Source organism: Microbacterium sp. NPDC057944, assembly GCF_042887445.1.
In the GTDB taxonomy this organism is placed as follows: domain Bacteria; phylum Actinomycetota; class Actinomycetes; order Actinomycetales; family Microbacteriaceae; genus Microbacterium; species Microbacterium natoriense.
In genome coordinates this window covers 303,911-323,639 of record NZ_JBHVPJ010000002.1, presented here as the reverse complement: position 1 = coordinate 323,639, position 19,729 = coordinate 303,911, and the positions used below count along the sequence as shown (strand labels likewise).

General features: G+C 68.8%; 18 protein-coding genes. 12 read left to right on the top strand and 6 right to left on the bottom strand.

Annotated elements, in window-relative coordinates:
• Positions 1 to 151: 151 nt before the first annotated feature.
• The 6 genes from aceE to ACFVRO_RS10910 all read left to right on the top strand — a co-directional run bounded on the left by aceE (position 152) and on the right by ACFVRO_RS10910 (position 7,774).
• On the top strand, positions 152 to 2,878 hold the full coding sequence (gene aceE, locus ACFVRO_RS10935) for a pyruvate dehydrogenase (acetyl-transferring), homodimeric type (RefSeq protein ID WP_386952152.1): 2,727 nt from the start codon (positions 152 to 154) through the stop codon (positions 2,876 to 2,878).
• 31 nt (positions 2,879 to 2,909) lie between these two features.
• Positions 2,910 to 4,106, top strand: coding sequence for a PucR family transcriptional regulator (locus ACFVRO_RS10930; RefSeq protein ID WP_386954444.1), 1,197 nt, complete (start codon positions 2,910 to 2,912; stop codon positions 4,104 to 4,106).
• 96 nt (positions 4,107 to 4,202) lie between these two features.
• The gene (locus ACFVRO_RS10925; RefSeq protein WP_386952151.1) at positions 4,203 to 5,123 is read left to right on the top strand and encodes an ACP S-malonyltransferase; all 921 of its coding nucleotides are present in this window, start codon (positions 4,203 to 4,205) and stop codon (positions 5,121 to 5,123) included.
• Positions 5,120 to 6,121: a beta-ketoacyl-ACP synthase III gene (locus ACFVRO_RS10920; protein ID WP_105673023.1), complete on the top strand. Its 1,002-nt coding sequence runs from the start codon at positions 5,120 to 5,122 to the stop codon at positions 6,119 to 6,121. The genes ACFVRO_RS10925 and ACFVRO_RS10920 overlap by 4 nt, the downstream gene beginning before the upstream one ends.
• A 68-nt stretch (positions 6,122 to 6,189) precedes the next feature.
• Positions 6,190 to 6,438, top strand: a complete 249-nt coding sequence (locus tag ACFVRO_RS10915) for an acyl carrier protein (RefSeq protein WP_017830435.1) — start codon at positions 6,190 to 6,192, stop codon at positions 6,436 to 6,438.
• A gap of 97 nt (positions 6,439 to 6,535) precedes the next feature.
• Positions 6,536 to 7,774, top strand: coding sequence for a beta-ketoacyl-[acyl-carrier-protein] synthase family protein (locus tag ACFVRO_RS10910; RefSeq protein WP_386952148.1), 1,239 nt, complete (start codon positions 6,536 to 6,538; stop codon positions 7,772 to 7,774).
• A gap of 63 nt (positions 7,775 to 7,837) precedes the next feature.
• Here the strand turns inward: ACFVRO_RS10910 and ACFVRO_RS10905 are convergent, their stop codons facing one another.
• On the bottom strand, positions 7,838 to 8,503 hold the full coding sequence (locus ACFVRO_RS10905; protein WP_386952145.1) for a YitT family protein: 666 nt from the start codon (positions 8,501 to 8,503) through the stop codon (positions 7,838 to 7,840).
• Between the two features lie 95 nt (positions 8,504 to 8,598).
• Between ACFVRO_RS10905 and ACFVRO_RS10900 the strand changes: the two genes are divergently transcribed.
• Complete coding sequence (locus ACFVRO_RS10900) at positions 8,599 to 9,999, top strand: PLP-dependent aminotransferase family protein (RefSeq protein WP_386952142.1); 1,401 nt, start codon at positions 8,599 to 8,601, stop codon at positions 9,997 to 9,999.
• A 133-nt stretch (positions 10,000 to 10,132) separates the two neighbouring features.
• On the opposite strand, the gene ACFVRO_RS10895 is transcribed toward ACFVRO_RS10900, so the two are convergent.
• Complete coding sequence (locus tag ACFVRO_RS10895; RefSeq protein ID WP_105673019.1) at positions 10,133 to 10,636, bottom strand: DUF3145 domain-containing protein; 504 nt, start codon at positions 10,634 to 10,636, stop codon at positions 10,133 to 10,135.
• Between the two features lie 176 nt (positions 10,637 to 10,812).
• The gene (locus ACFVRO_RS10890) at positions 10,813 to 11,586 is read right to left on the bottom strand and encodes a hypothetical protein (protein WP_105673018.1); all 774 of its coding nucleotides are present in this window, start codon (positions 11,584 to 11,586) and stop codon (positions 10,813 to 10,815) included.
• Positions 11,587 to 11,711: 125 nt separating this feature from the next.
• On the opposite strand from ACFVRO_RS10890, the gene ACFVRO_RS10885 reads away from it, so the two are divergent.
• The 3 genes from ACFVRO_RS10885 to ACFVRO_RS10875 are packed head-to-tail and all read left to right on the top strand — an operon-like array spanning position 11,712 to position 15,341.
• A complete protein-coding gene (locus ACFVRO_RS10885) occupies positions 11,712 to 13,712 on the top strand; it encodes a DUF262 domain-containing protein (RefSeq protein WP_386952140.1) in 2,001 nt (666 codons plus the stop codon).
• A 46-nt stretch (positions 13,713 to 13,758) separates the two neighbouring features.
• Positions 13,759 to 15,006: an alpha/beta fold hydrolase gene (locus tag ACFVRO_RS10880; protein ID WP_386952138.1), complete on the top strand. Its 1,248-nt coding sequence runs from the start codon at positions 13,759 to 13,761 to the stop codon at positions 15,004 to 15,006.
• A gap of 53 nt (positions 15,007 to 15,059) precedes the next feature.
• The gene (locus tag ACFVRO_RS10875) at positions 15,060 to 15,341 is read left to right on the top strand and encodes a hypothetical protein (RefSeq protein WP_105673016.1); all 282 of its coding nucleotides are present in this window, start codon (positions 15,060 to 15,062) and stop codon (positions 15,339 to 15,341) included.
• 67 nt (positions 15,342 to 15,408) lie between these two features.
• On the opposite strand, the gene ACFVRO_RS10870 is transcribed toward ACFVRO_RS10875, so the two are convergent.
• From ACFVRO_RS10870 to glgA, 3 genes are all read right to left on the bottom strand, one after another.
• Positions 15,409 to 15,666, bottom strand: coding sequence for a type B 50S ribosomal protein L31 (locus ACFVRO_RS10870; protein ID WP_017202258.1), 258 nt, complete (start codon positions 15,664 to 15,666; stop codon positions 15,409 to 15,411).
• A 91-nt stretch (positions 15,667 to 15,757) separates the two neighbouring features.
• The gene (locus ACFVRO_RS10865) at positions 15,758 to 16,543 is read right to left on the bottom strand and encodes an ABC transporter ATP-binding protein (RefSeq protein ID WP_386952135.1); all 786 of its coding nucleotides are present in this window, start codon (positions 16,541 to 16,543) and stop codon (positions 15,758 to 15,760) included.
• Between the two features lie 17 nt (positions 16,544 to 16,560).
• Positions 16,561 to 17,745: a glycogen synthase gene (gene glgA / locus ACFVRO_RS10860; protein ID WP_341942028.1), complete on the bottom strand. Its 1,185-nt coding sequence runs from the start codon at positions 17,743 to 17,745 to the stop codon at positions 16,561 to 16,563.
• A 47-nt stretch (positions 17,746 to 17,792) separates the two neighbouring features.
• Here glgA and glgC point away from each other — a divergent pair, with 47 nt between their 5' ends.
• Both glgC and serB read left to right on the top strand, forming a co-directional pair.
• A complete protein-coding gene (gene glgC / locus ACFVRO_RS10855; protein WP_105673013.1) occupies positions 17,793 to 19,034 on the top strand; it encodes a glucose-1-phosphate adenylyltransferase in 1,242 nt (413 codons plus the stop codon).
• Positions 19,035 to 19,080: 46 nt separating this feature from the next.
• Positions 19,081 to 19,716, top strand: a complete 636-nt coding sequence (serB, locus tag ACFVRO_RS10850) for a phosphoserine phosphatase SerB (RefSeq protein ID WP_386952132.1) — start codon at positions 19,081 to 19,083, stop codon at positions 19,714 to 19,716.
• Positions 19,717 to 19,729: the final 13 nt, after the last annotated feature.

The window sequence follows — 19,729 nt, the reverse complement described above, 5'->3', positions numbered from 1 at the left end:
GTGCTGCCAGTCTATCCGGTGGCGGGTGCGCGCCCGTGTCGTGGAAGAGGGATAAGGTGAGGAAGGCGCGCGTTGTGCACAGCCGACAAGGCTGCCCGCGTCGCTTCCCGTTTCATTGGCATGACCTGCCAGCTTGACGAAAGGCTCCCCCGTGACCGTGCACGACCAGGATCCGTACTCCCAGGGCCCCCTCGACAGCGATCCGGAGGAGACCGGCGAGTGGCAGCAGTCGCTCGACGAGCTCGTCGACGCGAAGGGCCACGGCCGCGGCCGCGAGATCATGCTCAGCCTGCTCAAGCGCTCCAAGGAGCTGCACCTGGGCGTGCCGATGGTCCCGACGACGGACTACATCAACACCATCGCCTCGGAGAATGAGCCCGAGTTCCCCGGCGACGAGGAGATCGAGCGCCGCTACCGCGCATGGATCCGCTGGAACGCCGCCGTGACCGTGCACCGCGCGCAGCGCCCCGGCATCGGCGTCGGCGGTCACATCTCGACCTATGCGTCGTCCGCCGCCCTGTACGAGGTCGGCTTCAACCACTTCTTCCGCGGTGCGGACAACCCCGGCGGCGCCGACCAGATCTTCATCCAGGGTCACGCCTCCCCCGGCATCTACGCGCGTTCCTTCCTCGAAGGCCGCCTCACCGAGGAGCACCTCGACGGGTTCCGCCAGGAGCAGTCGCGCGCGCCGTTCGGCATCCCCTCGTACCCGCACCCCCGTCAGATGCAGGACTACTGGCAGTTCCCGACGGTGTCGATGGGTCTGGGCCCGATCAACGCGATCTACCAGGCCATGTCGAACCGCTACCTGGAGAACCGCGGCATCAAGGACACCTCGTCCTCGCAGGTGTGGGCGTTCCTCGGCGACGGCGAGATGGACGAGATCGAGAGCCGCGGTCAGCTCCAGGTCGCAGCCAACGAGGGCCTGGACAACCTCAACTTCGTGATCAACTGCAACCTGCAGCGCCTCGACGGACCCGTCCGCGGCAACGGCAAGATCATCCAGGAGCTGGAGTCGTACTTCCGCGGCGCCGGCTGGAACGTCATCAAGGTCGTCTGGGGCCGCGAGTGGGACGACCTGCTCGCCCGCGACACCGAGGGCGCCCTGCTGAACATCATGAACGCCACGCCCGACGGCGACTACCAGACGTACAAGGCCGAGTCCGGCGCGTACATCCGCGAGCACTTCTTCGGCAAGGACGAGCGTGCGGCCGCCCTGGTCTCGGACTACACCGACGACCAGATCTGGCACCTCAAGCGCGGCGGTCACGACTACCGCAAGGTCTACGCGGCCTTCAAGGCGGCGGCCGAGCACAAGGGCCAGCCCACGGTCATCCTGGCGAAGACGGTCAAGGGCTACGGCCTCGGCCCCCACTTCGAGGGCCGCAACGCGACCCACCAGATGAAGAAGATGACGCTGGACAACCTCAAGACGTTCCGCGACACGATGCACATCCCGATCACGGACGCGCAGCTCGAGGAGAACCCGTACCTTCCCCCGTACTACAACCCCGGGGCGCAGGACGAGACGATCCAGTACATGCTGGAGCGCCGTCGCAACCTCGGCGGCTTCCTCCCGGAGCGCCGTTCGACGCACGTCGGTCTGTCCCTGCCCGACGACACCGCGTACGCCCTGCCCAAGAAGGGCTCCGGCACGCAGGAGATCGCCACCACCATGGCGTTCGTCCGCCTGCTGAAGGATCTGCTCCGCTCGAAGGACTTCGGCAACCGCATCGTGCCGATCATCCCCGACGAGGCGCGCACCTTCGGCATGGACGCGTACTTCCCTACCGCGAAGATCTACAACCCGAACGGCCAGCACTACACCTCGGTCGACCGTGAGCTCCTCCTTGCCTACAAGGAGAGCCCGCAGGGGCAGATCGTGCACGTCGGCATCAACGAGGCCGGAGCGCTGGCCGCGTTCACCGGCGTCGGCACGTCCTACGCGACGCACGGCGAACCGCTGATCCCGATCTACATCTTCTACTCGATGTTCGGCTTCCAGCGCACCGGCGACGCCCAGTGGGCAGCCGGCGACCAGATGGCCCGCGGGTTCATCATGGGCGCAACGGCCGGCCGCACCACGCTGACCGGCGAGGGCCTGCAGCACGCGGACGGCCACTCGCACCTGCTCGCCTCGACCAACCCGGCGACGGTGTCCTACGACCCCGCATACGGATACGAGATCGCCCACATCGTGCGCGACGGCCTGGAGCGCATGTACGGCGGGAAGCACCCCGACCCGAACGTCATGTACTACATCACGCTGTACAACGAGCCCTACGTGCAGCCGGCCGAGCCGGAGAACGTGGACGTCGACGGCATCGTGCGCGGCATCCACCGCGTGTCCGCCGGCGAGGGCGAAGGCCCCCGCGCGCAGCTGTTCGCCTCGGGCGTCGGCCTGCCGTGGGCGCTGGAGGCGCAGGAGCTGCTCAAGAACGACTGGGGCGTGATCGCCGACGTGTGGTCGGTCACCTCCTGGACCGAGCTGCGCCGCGACGGCCTCGCCGCCGACGAGCACAACTTCCTGCACCCGGAGGAGGAGCCCCGCACGGCCTACCTCACCCAGAAGCTGCAGGGCGCCGAGGGTCCGGTCGTCGCGGTGAGCGACTTCATGCACGCCGTGCAGGACCAGATCCGTCCGTGGGTCCCGAACCGCTACGCCACGCTCGGCGCCGACGACTTCGGCTTCTCCGACACCCGCGCCGCCGCACGCCGGTACTTCAAGATCGACGGTCCGTCGATCGTGGTCCGCACGCTGCAGTCGCTGGCCGAGGAGGGCAAGGTCGACCGGTCGCTCGCAGCGCAGGCGATCCAGAAGTACGACCTGCACAACGTGAACGCCGGAACCAGCGGCAACGCGGGCGGCGAAAGCTGAGCCTTCGGTGACAGACTCGTCTCCCACCGGCATGGACAAGGCCGCGACGCTCACCTGGCTGCGCCGGATCTCCGGCGACATCGCCTCGGTGACGATCAAGCGCCTGGAGGACACCCTCCCCTGGTACGCCGACATGCCACCGGCCCGCCGCTCTGCGGTCGGGCTGGTGGCTCAGGCTGGCATCACCTCGTTCATCCAGTGGTACGACGATCCGACCTCGACGCCGTGGATCGCGGCCGACATCTTCGCCGCGGCTCCTCGTGAGCTGCTGCGCAGCGTCAGCCTGCAGCAGACCCTGCAGCTGATCCGCGTCACCGTCGAGGTCACCGAGGAGCGTGTCGCGGGCAAGGGCGACCTGCTGCGCGAGGCGATCCTGCTGTACTCGCGCGACGTCGCGTTCGCCGCCGCCGACGTCTACGCGCGCGCCGCGGAGGCGCGCGGCCTGTGGGACGCGCGTCTGGAGGCGCTCGTCGTCGACTCGATCCTCACCGGCGAGGCCGACGAGGAGCTCCCGAGCCGCATCGCGGCTCTCGGGTGGCACGGTCACGGCGAGGTCGCCGTCCTGGTCGGCACGACTCCCCCGCAGTTCGACGTCGATCTCGTCCGGCGCACCGCCCGCAAGCTCGCGGTCGACGTGCTCATCGGCGTGCAGGGCTCCCGCCTCGTGCTGGTACTCGGCCGTGCCCGCATCGCGGGTCAGGAGGGCGAGGACGAGGAGCTCGGTTTCCAGGAGATCGCCACCAGGCTGGAGCCGTCGTTCGGCCCCGGATACGTCGTGCTCGGTCCGGCCGTCGCTGCTCTCGTCGACGCCAGCCAGAGCGCTCGCGCCGCTCTCGCCGGCTTCGCCGTCGCGCGGGCATGGCGCAACGCCCCTCGCCCGGTCGAGGCGGACGACCTGCTGCCGGAGCGCGCCCTCGCCGGCGACCCGCTCGCGAAGCAGACGCTGATCGAGCGAATCTACCGACCACTGCAGTCGCACTCGACCGATCTCGTCACGACCCTGTGGAGCTACCTCGACAACGGTCGCTCTCTCGAGGCCACGGCGCGTGAGCTCTTCGTGCACCCGAACACCGTGCGCTACCGGCTCAAGCGGGTCAGCGAGGTCATCGGCTGGGACGCGACGGGTCCGCGCGAGGCGCTGATCCTGCAGACGGCGCTGATCCTCGGCTCGATCGGCGCGGCCGAGCAGGTGCGCCGTCGCGCGCCGCTGCGTCGGCCGACCCGCTGACCCCACCGCCCAGGCTGTACGCCACACACAAGGGATCTTCGGAATCTTGTGATGGATCATCCACCGTTCCGGCGTGATCGTTGGCAGACTGGGGAGGTGATCGTCTACGCCTGCCCTGGACAGGGTTCTCAGACTCCCGGCTTCCTCTCCCCCTGGCTTGAGCTCGACGGCGTCGCCGAGCAGCTCGCCGCCTATTCCGAGGCGGCGCAGGTCGACCTCATCGCCCACGGCACGGAATCGGATGCAGACACCATCCGCGACACGCGCATCGCGCAGCCGCTGATCGTCGCGGCCTCCCTCGTCGCGGGTCGCGCCCTGCTCGAGCGCTCCGGACGTCAGCCAGACGGCATCGCCGGCCACTCGGTCGGAGAGCTCGCCGCACTCGTCGGCTCCGGCGTGATCTCCGCTGCGGATGCGATGCGGCTCGTCGGCATCCGCGGCCGGGCGATGGCGGATTCCGCGGCCCAAGAGGCCACCGGCATGAGCGCCGTGCTCGGCGGTGACGAGGATGCCGTCCTGGCCCGTCTCGCGGAGCTCGACCTCACCCCGGCCAACTACAACGGCGGAGGGCAGATCGTCGCCGCGGGTGCGCTCGACAGCCTCGCCGCGCTCGCGGCGGAGCCTCTGCGCGGCACCCGCGTCATCGCCCTGCAGGTCGCCGGCGCGTTCCACACGAGCTACATGGCCTCGGCTGTGGCCGCGCTGCGCGACGCCGTCCGGGGCGTCGACGCCGTCGACCCGAACATCACGCTGTGGACCAACCGCGACGGATCCGTCGTCACCGACGGTGCGACCGCGCTGGACTACCTCGTCGACCAGGTGTCCTCCCCCGTGCGCTGGGACCTGTGCATGGCGTCCTTCGCCGACGCGGGGATCACCGGTCTCATCGAGCTCACGCCCGCCGGAGCGCTCACCGGCCTCGCCAAGCGCGGACTGCGCGGCGTGCCGACCGTCGCCGTGAAGACCCCCGAAGACCTCGATGCAGCCGTCGCGCTGCTGAACGGAGAAGCCGCATGAGCGTCACCCTGAACCAGCTCACCGGGCCGGCCTACACCCGCATTTACTCCTACGGAGCGGCGCGCGGCGAGAACGCCGTGCCCAACGACGACCTGGTCGGGCCGATCGACTCCAGCGACGAGTGGATCCGCCAGCGCACGGGCATCGTCACGCGCGTGCGCGCCGACAAGGGCACCGATGCGATCGATCTGGCGACGGCTGCGGGCATCGAGGCGATCGAGAAAGCCGGCGTCCCCGCTGATCAGGTCGACCTCGTGATCGTCGCGACCATCAGCAACCCGAAGCAGACGCCGTCGGTGTCGGCCATCGTCGCCGACCGCGTCGGGGCCAACCCCGCTGCCGCGTACGACATCAACGCCGCGTGCGCAGGTTACGCCTACGCCGTGGCACAGGCCGACGCGCTGATCCGCGCCGGCGCCGCACGCTACGCGCTGGTGATCGGCACCGAGAAGCTCTCCGACATCGTCGACCCGACCGACCGGAGCATCTCCTTCCTCCTCGGCGACGGCGCCGGCGCCGCGCTCATCGGCCCGAGCGACACCCCGGGGATCGCCCCGGCCGTGTGGGGCTCCGACGGCTCGAAGGCGGATGCCGTCGGCATGAACTTCACCCTGACCGAGTTCCGCGACGGAGAGTCCCCCTGGCCCACGCTGCGCCAGGAGGGCCAGACGGTGTTCCGCTGGGCCGTATGGGAGATGGCCAAGGTCGCCCGCGAGGCGCTGGACAAGGCGGGCGTCGAGCCGTCCGACATCGCCGCGTTCATCCCTCACCAGGCGAACATGCGCATCATCGACGAGTTCGCCAAGCAGCTCAAGCTGCCGGAGACCACGGTGATCGCCCGCGACATCGAGACCACGGGCAACACGTCCGCGGCATCCATCCCGCTCGCCAGCCACCGGCTGATGACCGAGCACCCCGAGCTGTCCGGCGGTCTCGCCCTGCAGATCGGCTTCGGCGCGGGCCTCGTCTTCGCCGCGCAGGTCGTCGTCCTCCCCTGAGAACGTCCCGACCTTCCCTAGACTGTTCCACGGTTCCGAATACAACCCGCAAGAAAGAGGAAGACCACATGGCTTTCACCAACGATGAGGTCCTCGCCGGCCTCGCAGAGCTGATCACCGACGAGACCGGCATCAACGCTTCCGAGGTCGCCCTCGAGAAGTCGTTCACCGACGACCTCGACATCGACTCGATCTCGATGATGACGATCGTCGTCAACGCCGAGGAGAAGTTCGGCGTCACCATCCCCGACGACGAGGTCAAGAACCTGAAGACCGTCGGCGACGCCGTCAGCTTCATCGTCGCAGGCCAGGAGTAATCCCGGGGCACGGATGCCACCCCCGCCACCCGCGGGGCGTGGCATCCTCACCCCTGCCCTCACCTCGCACGCAACCCGTACGACAAGGAACCACACCATGACCAAGCGCATCGTCGTCACCGGCATCGGCGCCACTTCCGCCATCGGCGGGACCGCCCCGGAGAACTGGAGCAACCTCCTCGCAGGCGTCTCCGGCACCCGGACCCTCGAGCACGACTGGGTCGCGCAGTACGAGCTGCCCGTGACCTTCGCCGCAGAGGCGATCGTCCGCCCGGAGGAAGTGCTCCCCCGCCACGAGGCGAAGCGTCTCGACCCCTCCTCCCAGTTCGCCCTGATCGCCGCACGCGAGGCGTGGGAGGATGCCGGATCGCCCGAGGTCGCCCCCGAGCGCCTCGGCGTCGACTTCGCCACCGGCATCGGCGGCCTCTGGACCCTCCTCGACGCGTGGGACACGCTGCGGGAGAAGGGGCCCCGTCGCGTCATGCCGCTCACGGTCCCGATGCTCATGCCGAACGCGGCCGCGGGCAACCTGTCTCTGCAGTTCTCGGCGCGCGCCTACGCGCAGACCGTCGTCAGCGCCTGCGCCTCCAGCACCGAGTCGATCATCCACGCCTTCCATCACCTGCAGGAGGGGCTCGCCGACGTCGTGATCGCCGGCGGCGCCGAGTCGGCCATCCACCCGATCACGATGGCGTCGTTCGCGTCCGCGCAGGCGCTCTCGCGTCGCAACGACGACCCCGCGACCGCATCGCGCCCTGGCGCCATCGACCGTGACGGCTTCGTCATGGGAGAGGGCGCTGCTGTGCTCATCCTCGAGACCGAGGAGCACGCGAAGGCCCGCGGCGCCAAGATCTACGGCTACGTCCTCGGAGGTGGCGTGACGGCTGATGCGTACCACATCACCGGAAACGACCCCGAGGGCAACGGCGCCGCCCGCGCAGTCACCCACGCCCTCGGCGAGGCGGGCATCACCGCCGACCAGGTGACGCACATCAACGCGCACGCCACGTCCACCCCCGTGGGCGACCCCAACGAGTACGTGGCCCTCAAGAAGGTCTTCGGCGACCGGATCGACGAGATCCCGGTGTCCGCGACCAAGGCCTCGACCGGGCACCTGCTCGGCGGCACCGGCGCGCTGGAGGCGATCTTCTCCCTGCTCGCGCTCCGCGACCGCATCGCTCCTCCGACGATCAACATGACCGAGCCCGACCCGGCCGTGCCCTTCCGGCTGTCCGGCGAGCCGCAGCCGCTGGGCGACGGTCCTCAGATCGCCATCAGCAACTCGTTCGGCTTCGGCGGCCACAACGCCGTCGCCGTGTTCGCCAGCGCCGACTGACGACAGGACGCACGACGAAGGCCCTCGGGAATCTCCCGGGGGCTTTCGTCGTGGGCGCCGCGGCTATCGGCTCGAAGCCGGGGACAGCCGGCGAGAACGCGCCGTGCGCACCCTCGTCATCCAGGGCAGGAACCAGCCGATGAGCGGCCCCACGCCGAAGGCGAAGAGGACGGTGCCGACTCCGACCGGTCCGCCGAGCAGGAACCCGACGACGAGCACGGTGCCCTCGATGAGCGTGCGGACGATCCACACGCGCCACCCGGTCCTGCGCACCAGACCGGTCATCAGGCCGTCGCGCGGTCCGGGGCCGAAGTCGGCTGAGATGTACAGCCCTGTGGCGAACGCGAGCAGGAGGAGCCCGGCGACGAACATCGGCGCTCCCACCCAGATCGACGACGGCGCGGGCACGAGCGCGAGGGTCAGGTCGGCGCTGGGGCCGATCAGCAGGGCGTTGAGGAGCGTCCCCAGTCCGACTCGCTGTCGCAGCGGGATCCACAGGAGCAGCACGACGAGCGCGACGAGGTTCGTGACGACGCCGTATCCGATCCCGGTGCGGCCAGAGACTCCGAGCGCGAGCACATCCCAGGGCGAGACGCCGATGCCGCCGCGCACCATCAGTCCCAGCGCCACACCGTAGAGGAAGAGGCCGAGGACGAGCTGCACGATGCGCTCGACAAGGTCGCGCCGGCTCGTGGCGGTGATCGGGAGGAAGACGGATCGGAGGAGCATCCCTCCATGGTGGCCTGCCCGTGAGGGCCGAAAGAGAGGCCACTCGACGAGAAGTGGCCTGACGACACGAGGCCACTTTGCGGCATGCTGGGTGCATGGGATCTCGTCTGGTCGATCAGCTCGGCGCGCAGCACGTCGCCGGCTCCACCGCCGCGGCCCTCGCCGAGCGGATCCGCGCCCTCATCCTCGACGGGCGTCTGACCGTCGGCGAACGCCTGCCCAGCGAACGCGCCCTCGCCCTCGAGCTGCGGCGTTCGCGTTCCACAACCACCCGCGTGTACGGGCTGCTGGAGACCGACGGCTTCGTGACGCGCCTGCACGGCGGAAGCACGAGGGTGGCTCTTCCGAACGTCGCCCCGTCGGCGAGGAGCGGCGACGACGAGTCGGCCATCGACCTCTCCATCGCGTCGATGGACTCGACTCCCGGACTGTACGACGCGACCGTCCGCTCGCTCCCCCGTCTCGCAGCCATGCGCGGCACCAGCGGGTATTCGCTGCAGGGCCTCCCCGAGCTCAGGGACGCCGTCGCGCAGCGGTTCACCCGACGCGGCGTCGACACCGATGCCGACGAGATCATCATCACCTCCGGCGCACTGAACGCCGTGAACCTCATCCTCGCGGCGATGGGCCGACGCGGAGAGCGGGCGCTCGTCGAGCAGCCCACCTTCCCGCACGCCCTGGAGGCGCTGCACCGGCACGGCTACCGGCTGGTACCGACCCCGGTCGATACCGACGGCTGGGACCACCGGCACTTCACGGACACGCTGCTGCGCACCCGTCCGCACGTCGCGTACCTGATCCCCGATTTCCACAACCCCACCGGTGCGACGCTGCCGGAACCGGAGCGGTCGCGCATCGCGACCACGGCGCGCAGCTCCGGCACGCGTCTCATCGTCGATGAGACCACGACCGAGCTCGACATCGACCGCGGCTCGTCCCCGCTCCCGATGGCGGCGTTCAGCCCCGAGGTGATCACGGTCGGCTCGATGTCGAAGATCGCCTGGGGCGGCATGCGCGTCGGGTGGATCCGCGCCGATCGGGCGGTGATCACGAGGCTTCTCGCCACCCGTCCTTCGTTCGAGCTGGGCACCGCGCTGCTCGAGCAGTGCATCGCGGTCGAGTTGCTCTCCGATGTGCCTTCGCTCACCGATCACGTCCGTACCCGGCTGCGCGCCGGACGCGCGGCGGTGGCCGAGGGATTGATCGGGCTCGAGGGCATCACGATGCCGCCCACTCCCGGCGGCCTCTCCGCCTGGGTCGACCTCGGCGCGCCGATCTCGACGTCGCTGTCCCTGGCGGCGCGCTCCCATGGACTCGTCCTGCCGCCCGGCCCTCGCTTCACGACCGGGGGCGTCCTCGAGAGGCGTCTGAGGATCCCCATCACCCTCCCGCCCGAGCGCACGGCGGAGGCGATGAACCGGCTGCGCCTCGCCTGGGACGAGGTGCGACGCGGCTCGCCTCAGCGCGGCGAGCTGCGGCACGAGGCCGTGGTGTGACAGACGAGGACCCCGTCCCTTGATGGGGCGGGGTCCTCGTCATTCAGGATGGGGATACGTCTTCTCAGCGTCCGGGGCGAATCACCGGCATCCGATACTCACGCCTTCCCATCCCAGGTCTCCGGAGCATGGGCTAGCCCACCTTGTGGAGCCAGACCACGCGGGCGTCATCGCTCGCGTGCCGGAAGGGCTCCAGCTCCTCGTCCCAGGCCGAGCCGAGCGCGATGTCGAGTTCGCGCTGCAGCTCGGCCACGTTTCCCGCCGCGATCTCCATCGCGTAGCGGATGCGGTCCTCGCCGATCACCACGTTGCCCGCGGCATCCGTCTGCGCATAGTGGATGCCGAGATCGGGCGTGTGCATCCACCGGCCGCCGTCACTGCGAGGAGTCGGATCCTCGCTCACCTCGAAACGGAGGTGCTCCCACCCGCGGATCGCGGTCGCCAGAGCTGCACCCGTTCCGACCGGACCATCCCAGTAGAACTCGGCGCGACGGGCGCCGTCGAGCACCGGCTGCTCGGTCCAGTCGAAGTTCACCGCACGCCCGATAGCGCGTCCTACTGCCCACTCGAGGTGCGGGCAGAGCGCGCGAGGCGCAGAGTGGATGAACACCACTCCGCGTGCGTAAGCCGTCGCCATGATCTCTCCGTTTCATCAGGTGCGTCTTCCCCAACGACCTGAACCACGAGAACTGGCGAGAATATGCGGTTGTGCGCCTATTGTCGCCCAGATCAGAAGAAATCACAAGCATGTGATTCACAGAGAGAAAGGGCCCCGGTCGATGTCGACCGGGGCCCTTTCGATGAGACGGAGGCTCAGGCCTCGCTCATCGCCATCTTGACCTGCTGGCCCTTGGCCGCGTAGTAGGCGGCGCGAGCGGCGTCACGCTGGGCCTGCTCGGCGTAGCCCGCCTCGAGCACGTCCTGCGGGACCTCGACGTTCGGGACATCCTGCGTGCCGTTGTACTTCTCGATGTAGGCGTCGAGCTCAGGACCGGAGGTCCACGAGGTGATCAGGCAGTAGCGGGGGTCGGTGCCCACGTGCGTGGCGGCGTGCCACAGGCGCTGGGTGTCGACGATCAGCTGCGCGCCGGCCGGAAGGGCGATGCGGTACTCGATGCTCGGGTCGGTCCGGTTCTCACGGAGGACGAAGAAGCTGTCCTTGTCATCGGTGAGGTTGAAGAAGCCGCGCACGACCCAGCCGGTGCCGTCGGGGTTCAGACGGTTGTTGTCGTCCTGGTGGAGGTTGTAGAGGCATTCGCCGTACGGGGTCGGCTGCAGCTCGATCACGCGGCAGCGGCCGACGTTGGCTCCCGGCTCCTGCGCGCGGCGCGTGAGGTTCGGAGCCTTGGCGGTCTGCGAGTCGATCCACACGCCGTCCTTGTCGGTGCGCGGCGGCTTGTGATTCCAGAAGCCGTTGCACTCGATCTCGCCCTTGGCGCTCGCAAGAGGCGCGAAACGGGTGTCGCCCGAGGACTTCCAGTCGTTGTACTCGATGTCGAGCCACTCCTGGGGGTCGAGCTCCTGGTTGTAGCTGTCGAGGACGACGAAGCCCTTGTCCTCGAGTGCTGCGGACTTGATGTATCCCATGATCTGAACCAGATCCTTTCATCGGGGGCCAGCACGTTTTAACAGGCCCTGATAAGGCAAGCCTAACAGGGCGTCCTGATCGTGCACCGGAGGGTCGCCGTGCATAACCGAATAGACTTTTTCCCATGAGCTCTGCCACCAACGTCGAGGCGACAGCTGTCAACACGATCGAGTGGCTCTCCGCCGGATCCACCACGATCGTCGTTCCGGTGTACCAGCGCCAGTACCGCTGGGACATCGGCGGATGCGAACGCCTCCTCAGCGACATCCGCGCGGTCGCCGATCAGGAGCACGGCCACCGGCACTTCATCGGGTCCATCCTCTCGGCGCACGACACGGCTGCCGACGGCGATCTCATCCTCATCGACGGTCAGCAGCGTCTCACCACGCTGATGCTGCTCGTCGCCGCACTGCACCACGCGGTCGGAGACACCGACCCTGCGCTGGCCGCCGAGCTCAGCGCGGTCCTCGTCCGCGACGACGACTCCTCCCGCACGCGGCTCCGCCCGCACGAGGCCTGGGCCGACCTGTACGAGTCGGTGGTGCTCGACCGTCGCGACGACGTCGACCGGGAGTCGCGGTTCGACGACAACTACGCCTTCTTCCGCAGCCAGGTGCACGTCGACGAAGCGCCCCGCATCTGGCGCGGGCTGCAGCGCCTCGAGCACGTCTCGATCACGCTCGGCGCCGACGCGAACGCGCAACAGATCTTCGAGAGCCTGAACTCCACCGGGGAGCCGCTGCGCGACCACGAGCTCATCCACAACTACATCCTGATGGGACTCACGCACGCAGAGCAGCTCGACGTCGAGGCGCGCTTCTGGCTGCCGATCGAGCAGCACACCGGCGAGACGATCGGCGCGTTCTGGCGCCACTACCTCGTGATGACGACGGGGCGCGAGGTGGCGGCCAACGGCGAGCACGGCGTGTACAGCGCGTTCCGCCAGTCCTTCCCCCGGGTGGACGTCGAGCATCTCCAGTCGGATGCCGAGGTCTGGCGCCACTACGCGGAGATCTACGGCATCCTGCTCGATCCCTCTCGGGAGCCCGATGCGGAGATCTCCCGGCAGCTCGGATACGTGAACACGTTCGGGCGCGCCGCGTATCCGCTCGTCCTGAGCGTCTACAGCGATCACTCCCGAGGGCTCATCGACCGCGACGAGCTCATCGAGACGCTGGAGTGGATCCAGACCCTCTATCTGCGCCGCACCCTGGTCAACCTGCCGAACGAGCGTCTGGTCGCCCGACTCTGCCGCGCGCGTGCGGAGGGTCGCGACGCGCTGGCCCGGGCGTTCGCCCGCATCACCCCGTCGGACGAGCGCGTGAGCGCGGTCCTCAAGTACAGCGAGCTCCCCCATGCCGCGTACGTGCTGGGCAGGCTGGAGGGCGTCGAGAATCCCCAGGACTACGACGTCGAACGGATCGTGCCCGCCGTCCCCCACGACACCTGGTCCGGAGACGGCGTCCGCGGCTGGGACGACTACAGCGACGACGAGCAGAACAGCCTCCGCGCGCTCGCCCCGACGCTCGGCAACCTCACCCTCCTGGAGCCGCGTCTCGCCGAGCGCGTCTTCGGCGCGGCCTATCCGGTGAAGCGGGCCGAGGCCTACGCTCGCAGCTCCGTGCCGGCGACCCGCGACCTCGAGCACACCGAGGCATGGAGCACCGCGGCCATCACTCGGCGCACGATCCTCCTCACCTCCGATCTGCTGCGGATCTGGGCGCGTCCTGCGCTGCCGGAGATCGACGACGACGGCCTCACCCCGATCCTCGACGCCGTGCGGCGACGTGGCTGGCCGGCCGGCTGGGAGCGGGAGTTCGACTACGTCGAGTACCGCGGAGAGCGCTGGGAGGTGCCCGACGTCAAGTACCTCTTCAACCGGGTCATGCGACGCGCCTGGACCGACACGCGCGAGGCCGCCCTGTCCTACTGCGCGACGCACGGCGGGCCGATCTACGCGGAGATGGCGTGGAAGGGCCATTGGGACCAGCTCGACGAATCGCACTTCCTCTACATGGGCTGGGACAGCAACTACATGATGACCGCGGTGCAGGGCGTGCTCGACGAATCGGGCCTCGCCTCCGAGGTGTTCGTGAAGTACTCCTACATCGGCAACGTGATGTAGTCGCTCTCGACGGCATTCCCGTCATCGCGGACGATAGGCTCGACGGGTGAGCACCATTGTCCGTCGCCTGCTGGATCTGACCGTCGAAGAGCACACGCTCACCGTTCCCCTGGTGTGGTCGGATCCGTCCGATCCCCGCACCATCGACGTGTTCGCGCGTGTGGTGTCGCGCGAGGGCGGTGAGGCGCTCCCCTACCTGGTCTTCCTGCAGGGCGGCCCCGGCCACGAGGCTCCGCGGCCGTTCCACTCGTCGACCGCCCCCGCGTGGCTCGACGAGGCACTCGCCCACCACCGCGTCGTCATGATCGACCAACGCGGAACGGGCCTGTCGACGCCGGTGGGAGACGCCGATCTGCAGCGCGGCTCGACGGCCGTCGCCGAGCACCTCACCCATCTGCGTGCGGACTCCATCGTGCGCGACTGCGAGGCGATGCGCGAGCACCTGGGCGCTGCGACCTGGAGCGTGCTCGGGCAGTCCTTCGGCGGGTTCACGACCCTCGCATACCTGACGACGGATGCCGCATCCCTCGAGAACGTCTTCATCACCGGCGGCCTCAGCACCGTCACGCGCTCCGCCGACGAGGTGTACGCCCTCTGCTACGACAAGATGCGGACCGCATCCGAGAAGTACTACCGCCGCTTCCCGGAGCACCGCGACGTGATGCGCCGCCTCGTCGATCTCGCGACCGCGGGTGGCATCACCCTGCCAGACGGCGAGGTCGTCTCCGCGTCGCGTCTGCGCTCCGTGGGCTCCGCCCTGGGAACGAACGACGGCTGGCAGACCCTCTGGTCGCTCCTGGAGCGGGACCCCTCGTCGAACGCCTTCCGCTACGACCTGATGCACGCCATGCCGTTCGACGGCCGCAACCCGCTCTACTTCGCGTTCCACGAGTCGAGCTACGCCAGCGGTGAGGCGACACGGTGGTCGGCGGAGCGCGTCGAACCCGCCGACTTCGTCGACGACGTCACGCTGTTCACCGGCGAGCACATCCGCCGCGAGTGGACGGAGACCGTCCCCGCGTTCCAGCCGTGGCGTGAGGTCGTCCTGGAGCTCGCCGAGTTCGAGTGGCCGTCGATCTACGACGCCGACACGATCGCGTCGTCCGGCGCCACCGGGGCGGCCGCGGTGTACGTGAACGACGTCTACGTGCCCCTCGAGTTCTCGCTCGAGACGGCCGCGCTGCTGCCGGGCGTGCAGCTCTGGGTCACCAGCGAGCACGAGCACAACGGCCTGCGGTCGGGCCCCGTGCTGTCGCACCTCGTCGACCTCGCGCAGGGCCGCCGCCTCCGCTGAGAATCCCCCGCACGACGGATGCCGACGTTGCGCGCCCCGCGTAGCCTGGGCGCATGAAGGACATCGTCGGCTGGTTCTACGTCGCCATGGTCGCCGGCATGGGACCGGGGCTGATCGTCTTCGCGATCGTCAGGACGATGTCGAAGAAGACCGTCGAGGAGAAGTACGAAGGCACCGGCGGTGGATTCGGCGGAGCCTTCGACGCGATCTGGATGCCCTCGGCCTATGAGGCCGGCATGGAGCGCGACCGCCAGACCCGACGGACGGCACCCGCACCATCGCCGGGCGATCCGCCGAACGCCATCGACGGCGATCGCATCGTCATCGACATCTGACCGGATCCCCGGCGCAAATGACGAAGGCCCCGCCCTCCGAGGAGAGCGGGGCCTTTCGCGGCGATCCTTACTTGGAGGAGCCGCCGAAGCCCTTGAAGCGCTGGTTGAACTTCTCGACGCGACCGGCCGAGTCCATGATGCGCTGCTTGCCCGTGTAGAACGGGTGCGAGGCCGAGGAGATCTCGACGTCGATGACGGGGTACTCCACGCCGTCCAGCTCGATGGTCTTGTCGCTCGTGACGGTCGAACGGGTGAGGAAGGTCTCGCCCGAGCCGAGGTCGCGGAACACGACGGCCTTGTAGTCGGGGTGGATGTCAGTCTTCATGGGATTCCTTAGTTGATGCCCTGGATTGTGCCAGAGTCGGGGAAGTCTGCGGTGCAGTGAGCACCAAGGATCGAGTTTAGCAGATGGGCGGTCAGGATGCCGCGCGCGCGGCGTAGCGTCCGCCGTCCTCGGTGAGCACGATCGGCATGCCGAACGCCTCGGTGAGGGACTCGGCCGTGAGGGTCTCCGCGATCGGCCCTGCCGCGACGACCATGCCCTCGCGGATCAGCATCACGTGGGTGAAGCCGACGGGGATCTCCTCGACGTGATGCGTGACCATGAGCATGGCCGGGGTCGTGGGCGACGAGGCGTAGCCGCTGAGCAGGCTCAGCAGCTCCTCGCGGGACCCGAGATCGAGAGAGGCGGTCGGCTCGTCCAGCAGCAGGAGCTCCGGATCGGTCATCACGGCGCGCGCGATCTGCACGCGCTTCTGCTCGCCGTCGCTCAGCGTTCCGAAGGTGCGGTCGGCGAGGTGATCGAGCTTCCACTCGGCGAGGACGCGCAGCGCACGGCGCTCGTCGATGCTCTCGTAGAGCTCGTTCCAGCGACCGAGAACCGAGTACGCGGCCGTGAGGACCGTGTTCAGCACCGTCTCGTCCCTCGGCACCCTCTTGGCCATCGCCGACGATGCGAAGCCGATGCGCGGGCGCACCTCGAAGACGTCCGTGCGGCCCAGGGTCTCCCCCAGCACCGTCACTGTTCCCGAGGTCGGGTGCATGAGCGTGTCGGCCAGCTGGAGGAGCGTGGTCTTGCCCGCCCCGTTGGGTCCGAGGACGACCCAGCGCTGATCGTCCTGGACCTGCCAGGTCACGTGATCGATGATGTTGCGCCCCTCGCGGCGCACGACGACGTCGGTGAATTCCAGAGCGCTTGGCATGCTGCCAGCCTATCTGCTCAGTCCGTCAGCTCCGCGTAGAGCGCGCGCGTGGTGTCGGCGATCGCACCCCAGCTGAACTCGTCGCGTGCACGAGCGCGGCCGGCCTCGCCGTACTCCCTCGCCTTCGCCGGATCCGACGCCACCTCGGTGAGCACCGCGGCGAGGTCTGCGACGTACTTCTCCGGATCGACGGGGGTGCCGGTGCCGTCCTGCACCTGCTCGATCGGGACCAGGCGTCCGGTGCGACCATCGGCGACGACCTCGGGGATGCCGCCGGTCGCGGTGCCGACCACCGCGGCGCCGCACGCCATCGCCTCGAGGTTCACGATGCCGAGGGGCTCGTAGACCGAGGGGCAGACGAACGTGGTCGCTGCCGTGAGGATCGCGGAGAGCTCGTCACGCGGCAGCATCCGCTCGATCCAGATGACGCCCTCCCTGGTCTGCTGCAGCAGGCGCACGCCCTCCTGCACCTCCGCCATGATCTCGGGAGTGTCCGGAGCGCCGGCGCACAGGATCAGCTGAACATCGGCGGGCAGCCGCCCTGCGGCCTGCAGCAGGTACGGGAGCCCCTTCTGACGTGTGATGCGTCCGACGAAGACCACGGACGGCCTCGACGGGTCCATGCCGATCGACGCCAGGAACTCCGGGTTCTGGACCGGACGCCAGCGCTCGACGTCGATGCCGTTGTGGATGACGCGGACCTTCGCGGGGTCGACGTTCGGGTAGCTCCGCAGGATGTCGTTGCGCATGCCGGCGCTCACCGCGATCACCGCGGCGGCGTTCTCGTACGCGAGCTTCTCGATCCCGCTCGACACCGCGTAGCCGCCGCCGAGCTGCTCGGCCTTCCAGGGCCGGAGGGGTTCGAGGCTGTGCGCGGTGAGCACGTGCGGGATGCCGTGCAGCTGCGAGGCGATGTGACCGGCGAAGTTCGCATACCAGGTGTGACTGTGCACGAGGTCGGCGTCGGCGATCGCCGAGACGATCTCGAGATCGGTGCCCAACGTCTGCAGCGCGGCGTTCGCGTCGGCGAGCTCCGAGGGGGTCCGATACGCGAACGTCCCCGGTTCGTCACGGGGCGCGCCGAAGGCGCGGACACGCACCTCGATGCTCTCTCGCAGAGCCGTGACGAGCTCCGCGACGTGCACGCCAGCACCGCCGTAGATCTCCGGCGGATACTCCTTCGTGATCATTTCAACTCGCATGTGCGAAACGCTAGTACACGCAGGGATTGGCACTCTAGGGTGGAGCCATGTCCGCTCCAAAGAAGATCTTCGGCATCATCCTCGCCGGCGGCGAGGGCAAGCGTCTCATGCCCCTCACGGCTGACCGCGCAAAACCTGCAGTGCCCTTCGGCGGACAGTACCGATTGATCGATTTCGCCATCTCGAACCTCATAAATTCAGGCTTGAGACAGATCGTCGTCCTCACCCAGTACAAGTCCCACAGCCTCGACCGTCACATCTCGCAGACCTGGCGGATGTCCGCCCTCCTCGACTCGTACGTCACCTCGGTGCCCGCCCAGCAGCGGCTCGGCAAGCGCTGGTTCTCCGGCTCCGCCGACGCGATCCTGCAGAGCCTCAACCTGATCAACGACGAGAAGCCCGACATCGTGATCGTCATCGGCGCCGACCACGTCTACCGCATGGACTTCCAGCAGATGCTCGACGCGCACATCGCGTCGGGCGCGAAGGCCACGGTCGCCGGCATCCGACAGCCCCTGGCCCTCGCGTCGCAGTTCGGGGTCATCGACGCCGACATCGAGTCCGGACGCATCAAGCAGTTCCTGGAGAAGCCCACGGATGCCGAGGGGCTCGACGACTCGCCGCACGAGGTCCTCGCGTCGATGGGCAACTACATCTTCGACGCCGACGCGCTGATCGCCGCCGTCGAGGCAGACGGCGAGTCCCCGACCTCCGGCCACGACATGGGCGGCGACATCGTCCCCTACTTCGTCGAGCGGGGCGAGGCCGGCTACTACGACATGAAGCAGAACGACGTGCCGGGCTCCTCGCCGCGAGACCGCTCGTACTGGCGGGACGTGGGTACGATCGACTCCTTCTTCGACGCGCACATGGACCTGATCTCCACGCTGCCCGTGTTCAACCTCTACAACATGGAGTGGCCGATCCACTCGCAGGCGGTGAACTCCCCGCCGGCGAAGTTCGTGCGCGACTCGGTCGGACGCATCGGCAACGCGATCGACTCGATCGTGTCCCTCGGCTGCGTGCTCTCCGGAACGCACGTCGAACGCAGCGTGGTCGGCCCGTGGACCCTCGCGGGAGGCGGCTCGACCATCACCGACTCTGTCCTGTTCGATCACGTCCGCGTGGGCGCCGGCGCCCGCGTGCACAGGGCGATCCTCGACAAGAACGTCGTTCTGGCCGACGGCGCGACGGTCGGCGTCGACCGCGAACGCGACCTGGCCCGCGGCTTCACCGTCACGGACTCGGGGATCACCGTGGTCGGCAAGGGCGTCTTCGTCGACCGCTGACGTCATGCGGCGTTCGAGCCCGGCGGCTGTCGCTAGGCTCGAATCCGTGACCTCCGCGCGCTTCCTCGTCGTCCTCGATGCCGATTCCACCCTCATCCGCAATGAGGTGATCGAGCTGCTCGCCGACGAAGCAGGACGGCGCGAGGAGGTGCAGGCGGCGACCGAGGCGGCCATGCGCGGGGAGGTCGATTTCGCCACGAGCCTGCGCTCGCGCGTCGCGGCCCTCCAGGGCGTCGAGGTGTCGTCGTTCGAACGGGTTCTGGCCCGGATCGAGCCCACGACCGGAGTCCGAGAGCTCACGGCGGCAGTGCACGAACGCGGCGGGGTCGTGGGCGTCGTGTCCGGCGGATTCCACGAGATCCTGGACCACGTGGCTCCGGGTCTCGGTGTGGACCGCTGGCGCGCCAATCGGCTCGAGGTCTCCGACGGAGCGCTGACGGGTCGCGTGGACGGCGAGATCGTCGACGCCGAAGCGAAGGCATCATCGCTGCGGGAATGGGCCGCGGAGCTCGGAGTGCCATCGTCCGCGACGATCGCGATCGGCGACGGCGCCAACGACCTGAGGATGATGGCGGCCGCGGGCCTCGGACTCGCGTTCAATGCGAAGCCGGCCGTCCGCGCCACCGCCAGCCTGGTCATCGGCCCGCAGGACCTCGGCGAGGTCATCGCTCTGCTTCCGTAGAGTCCCGTACCGG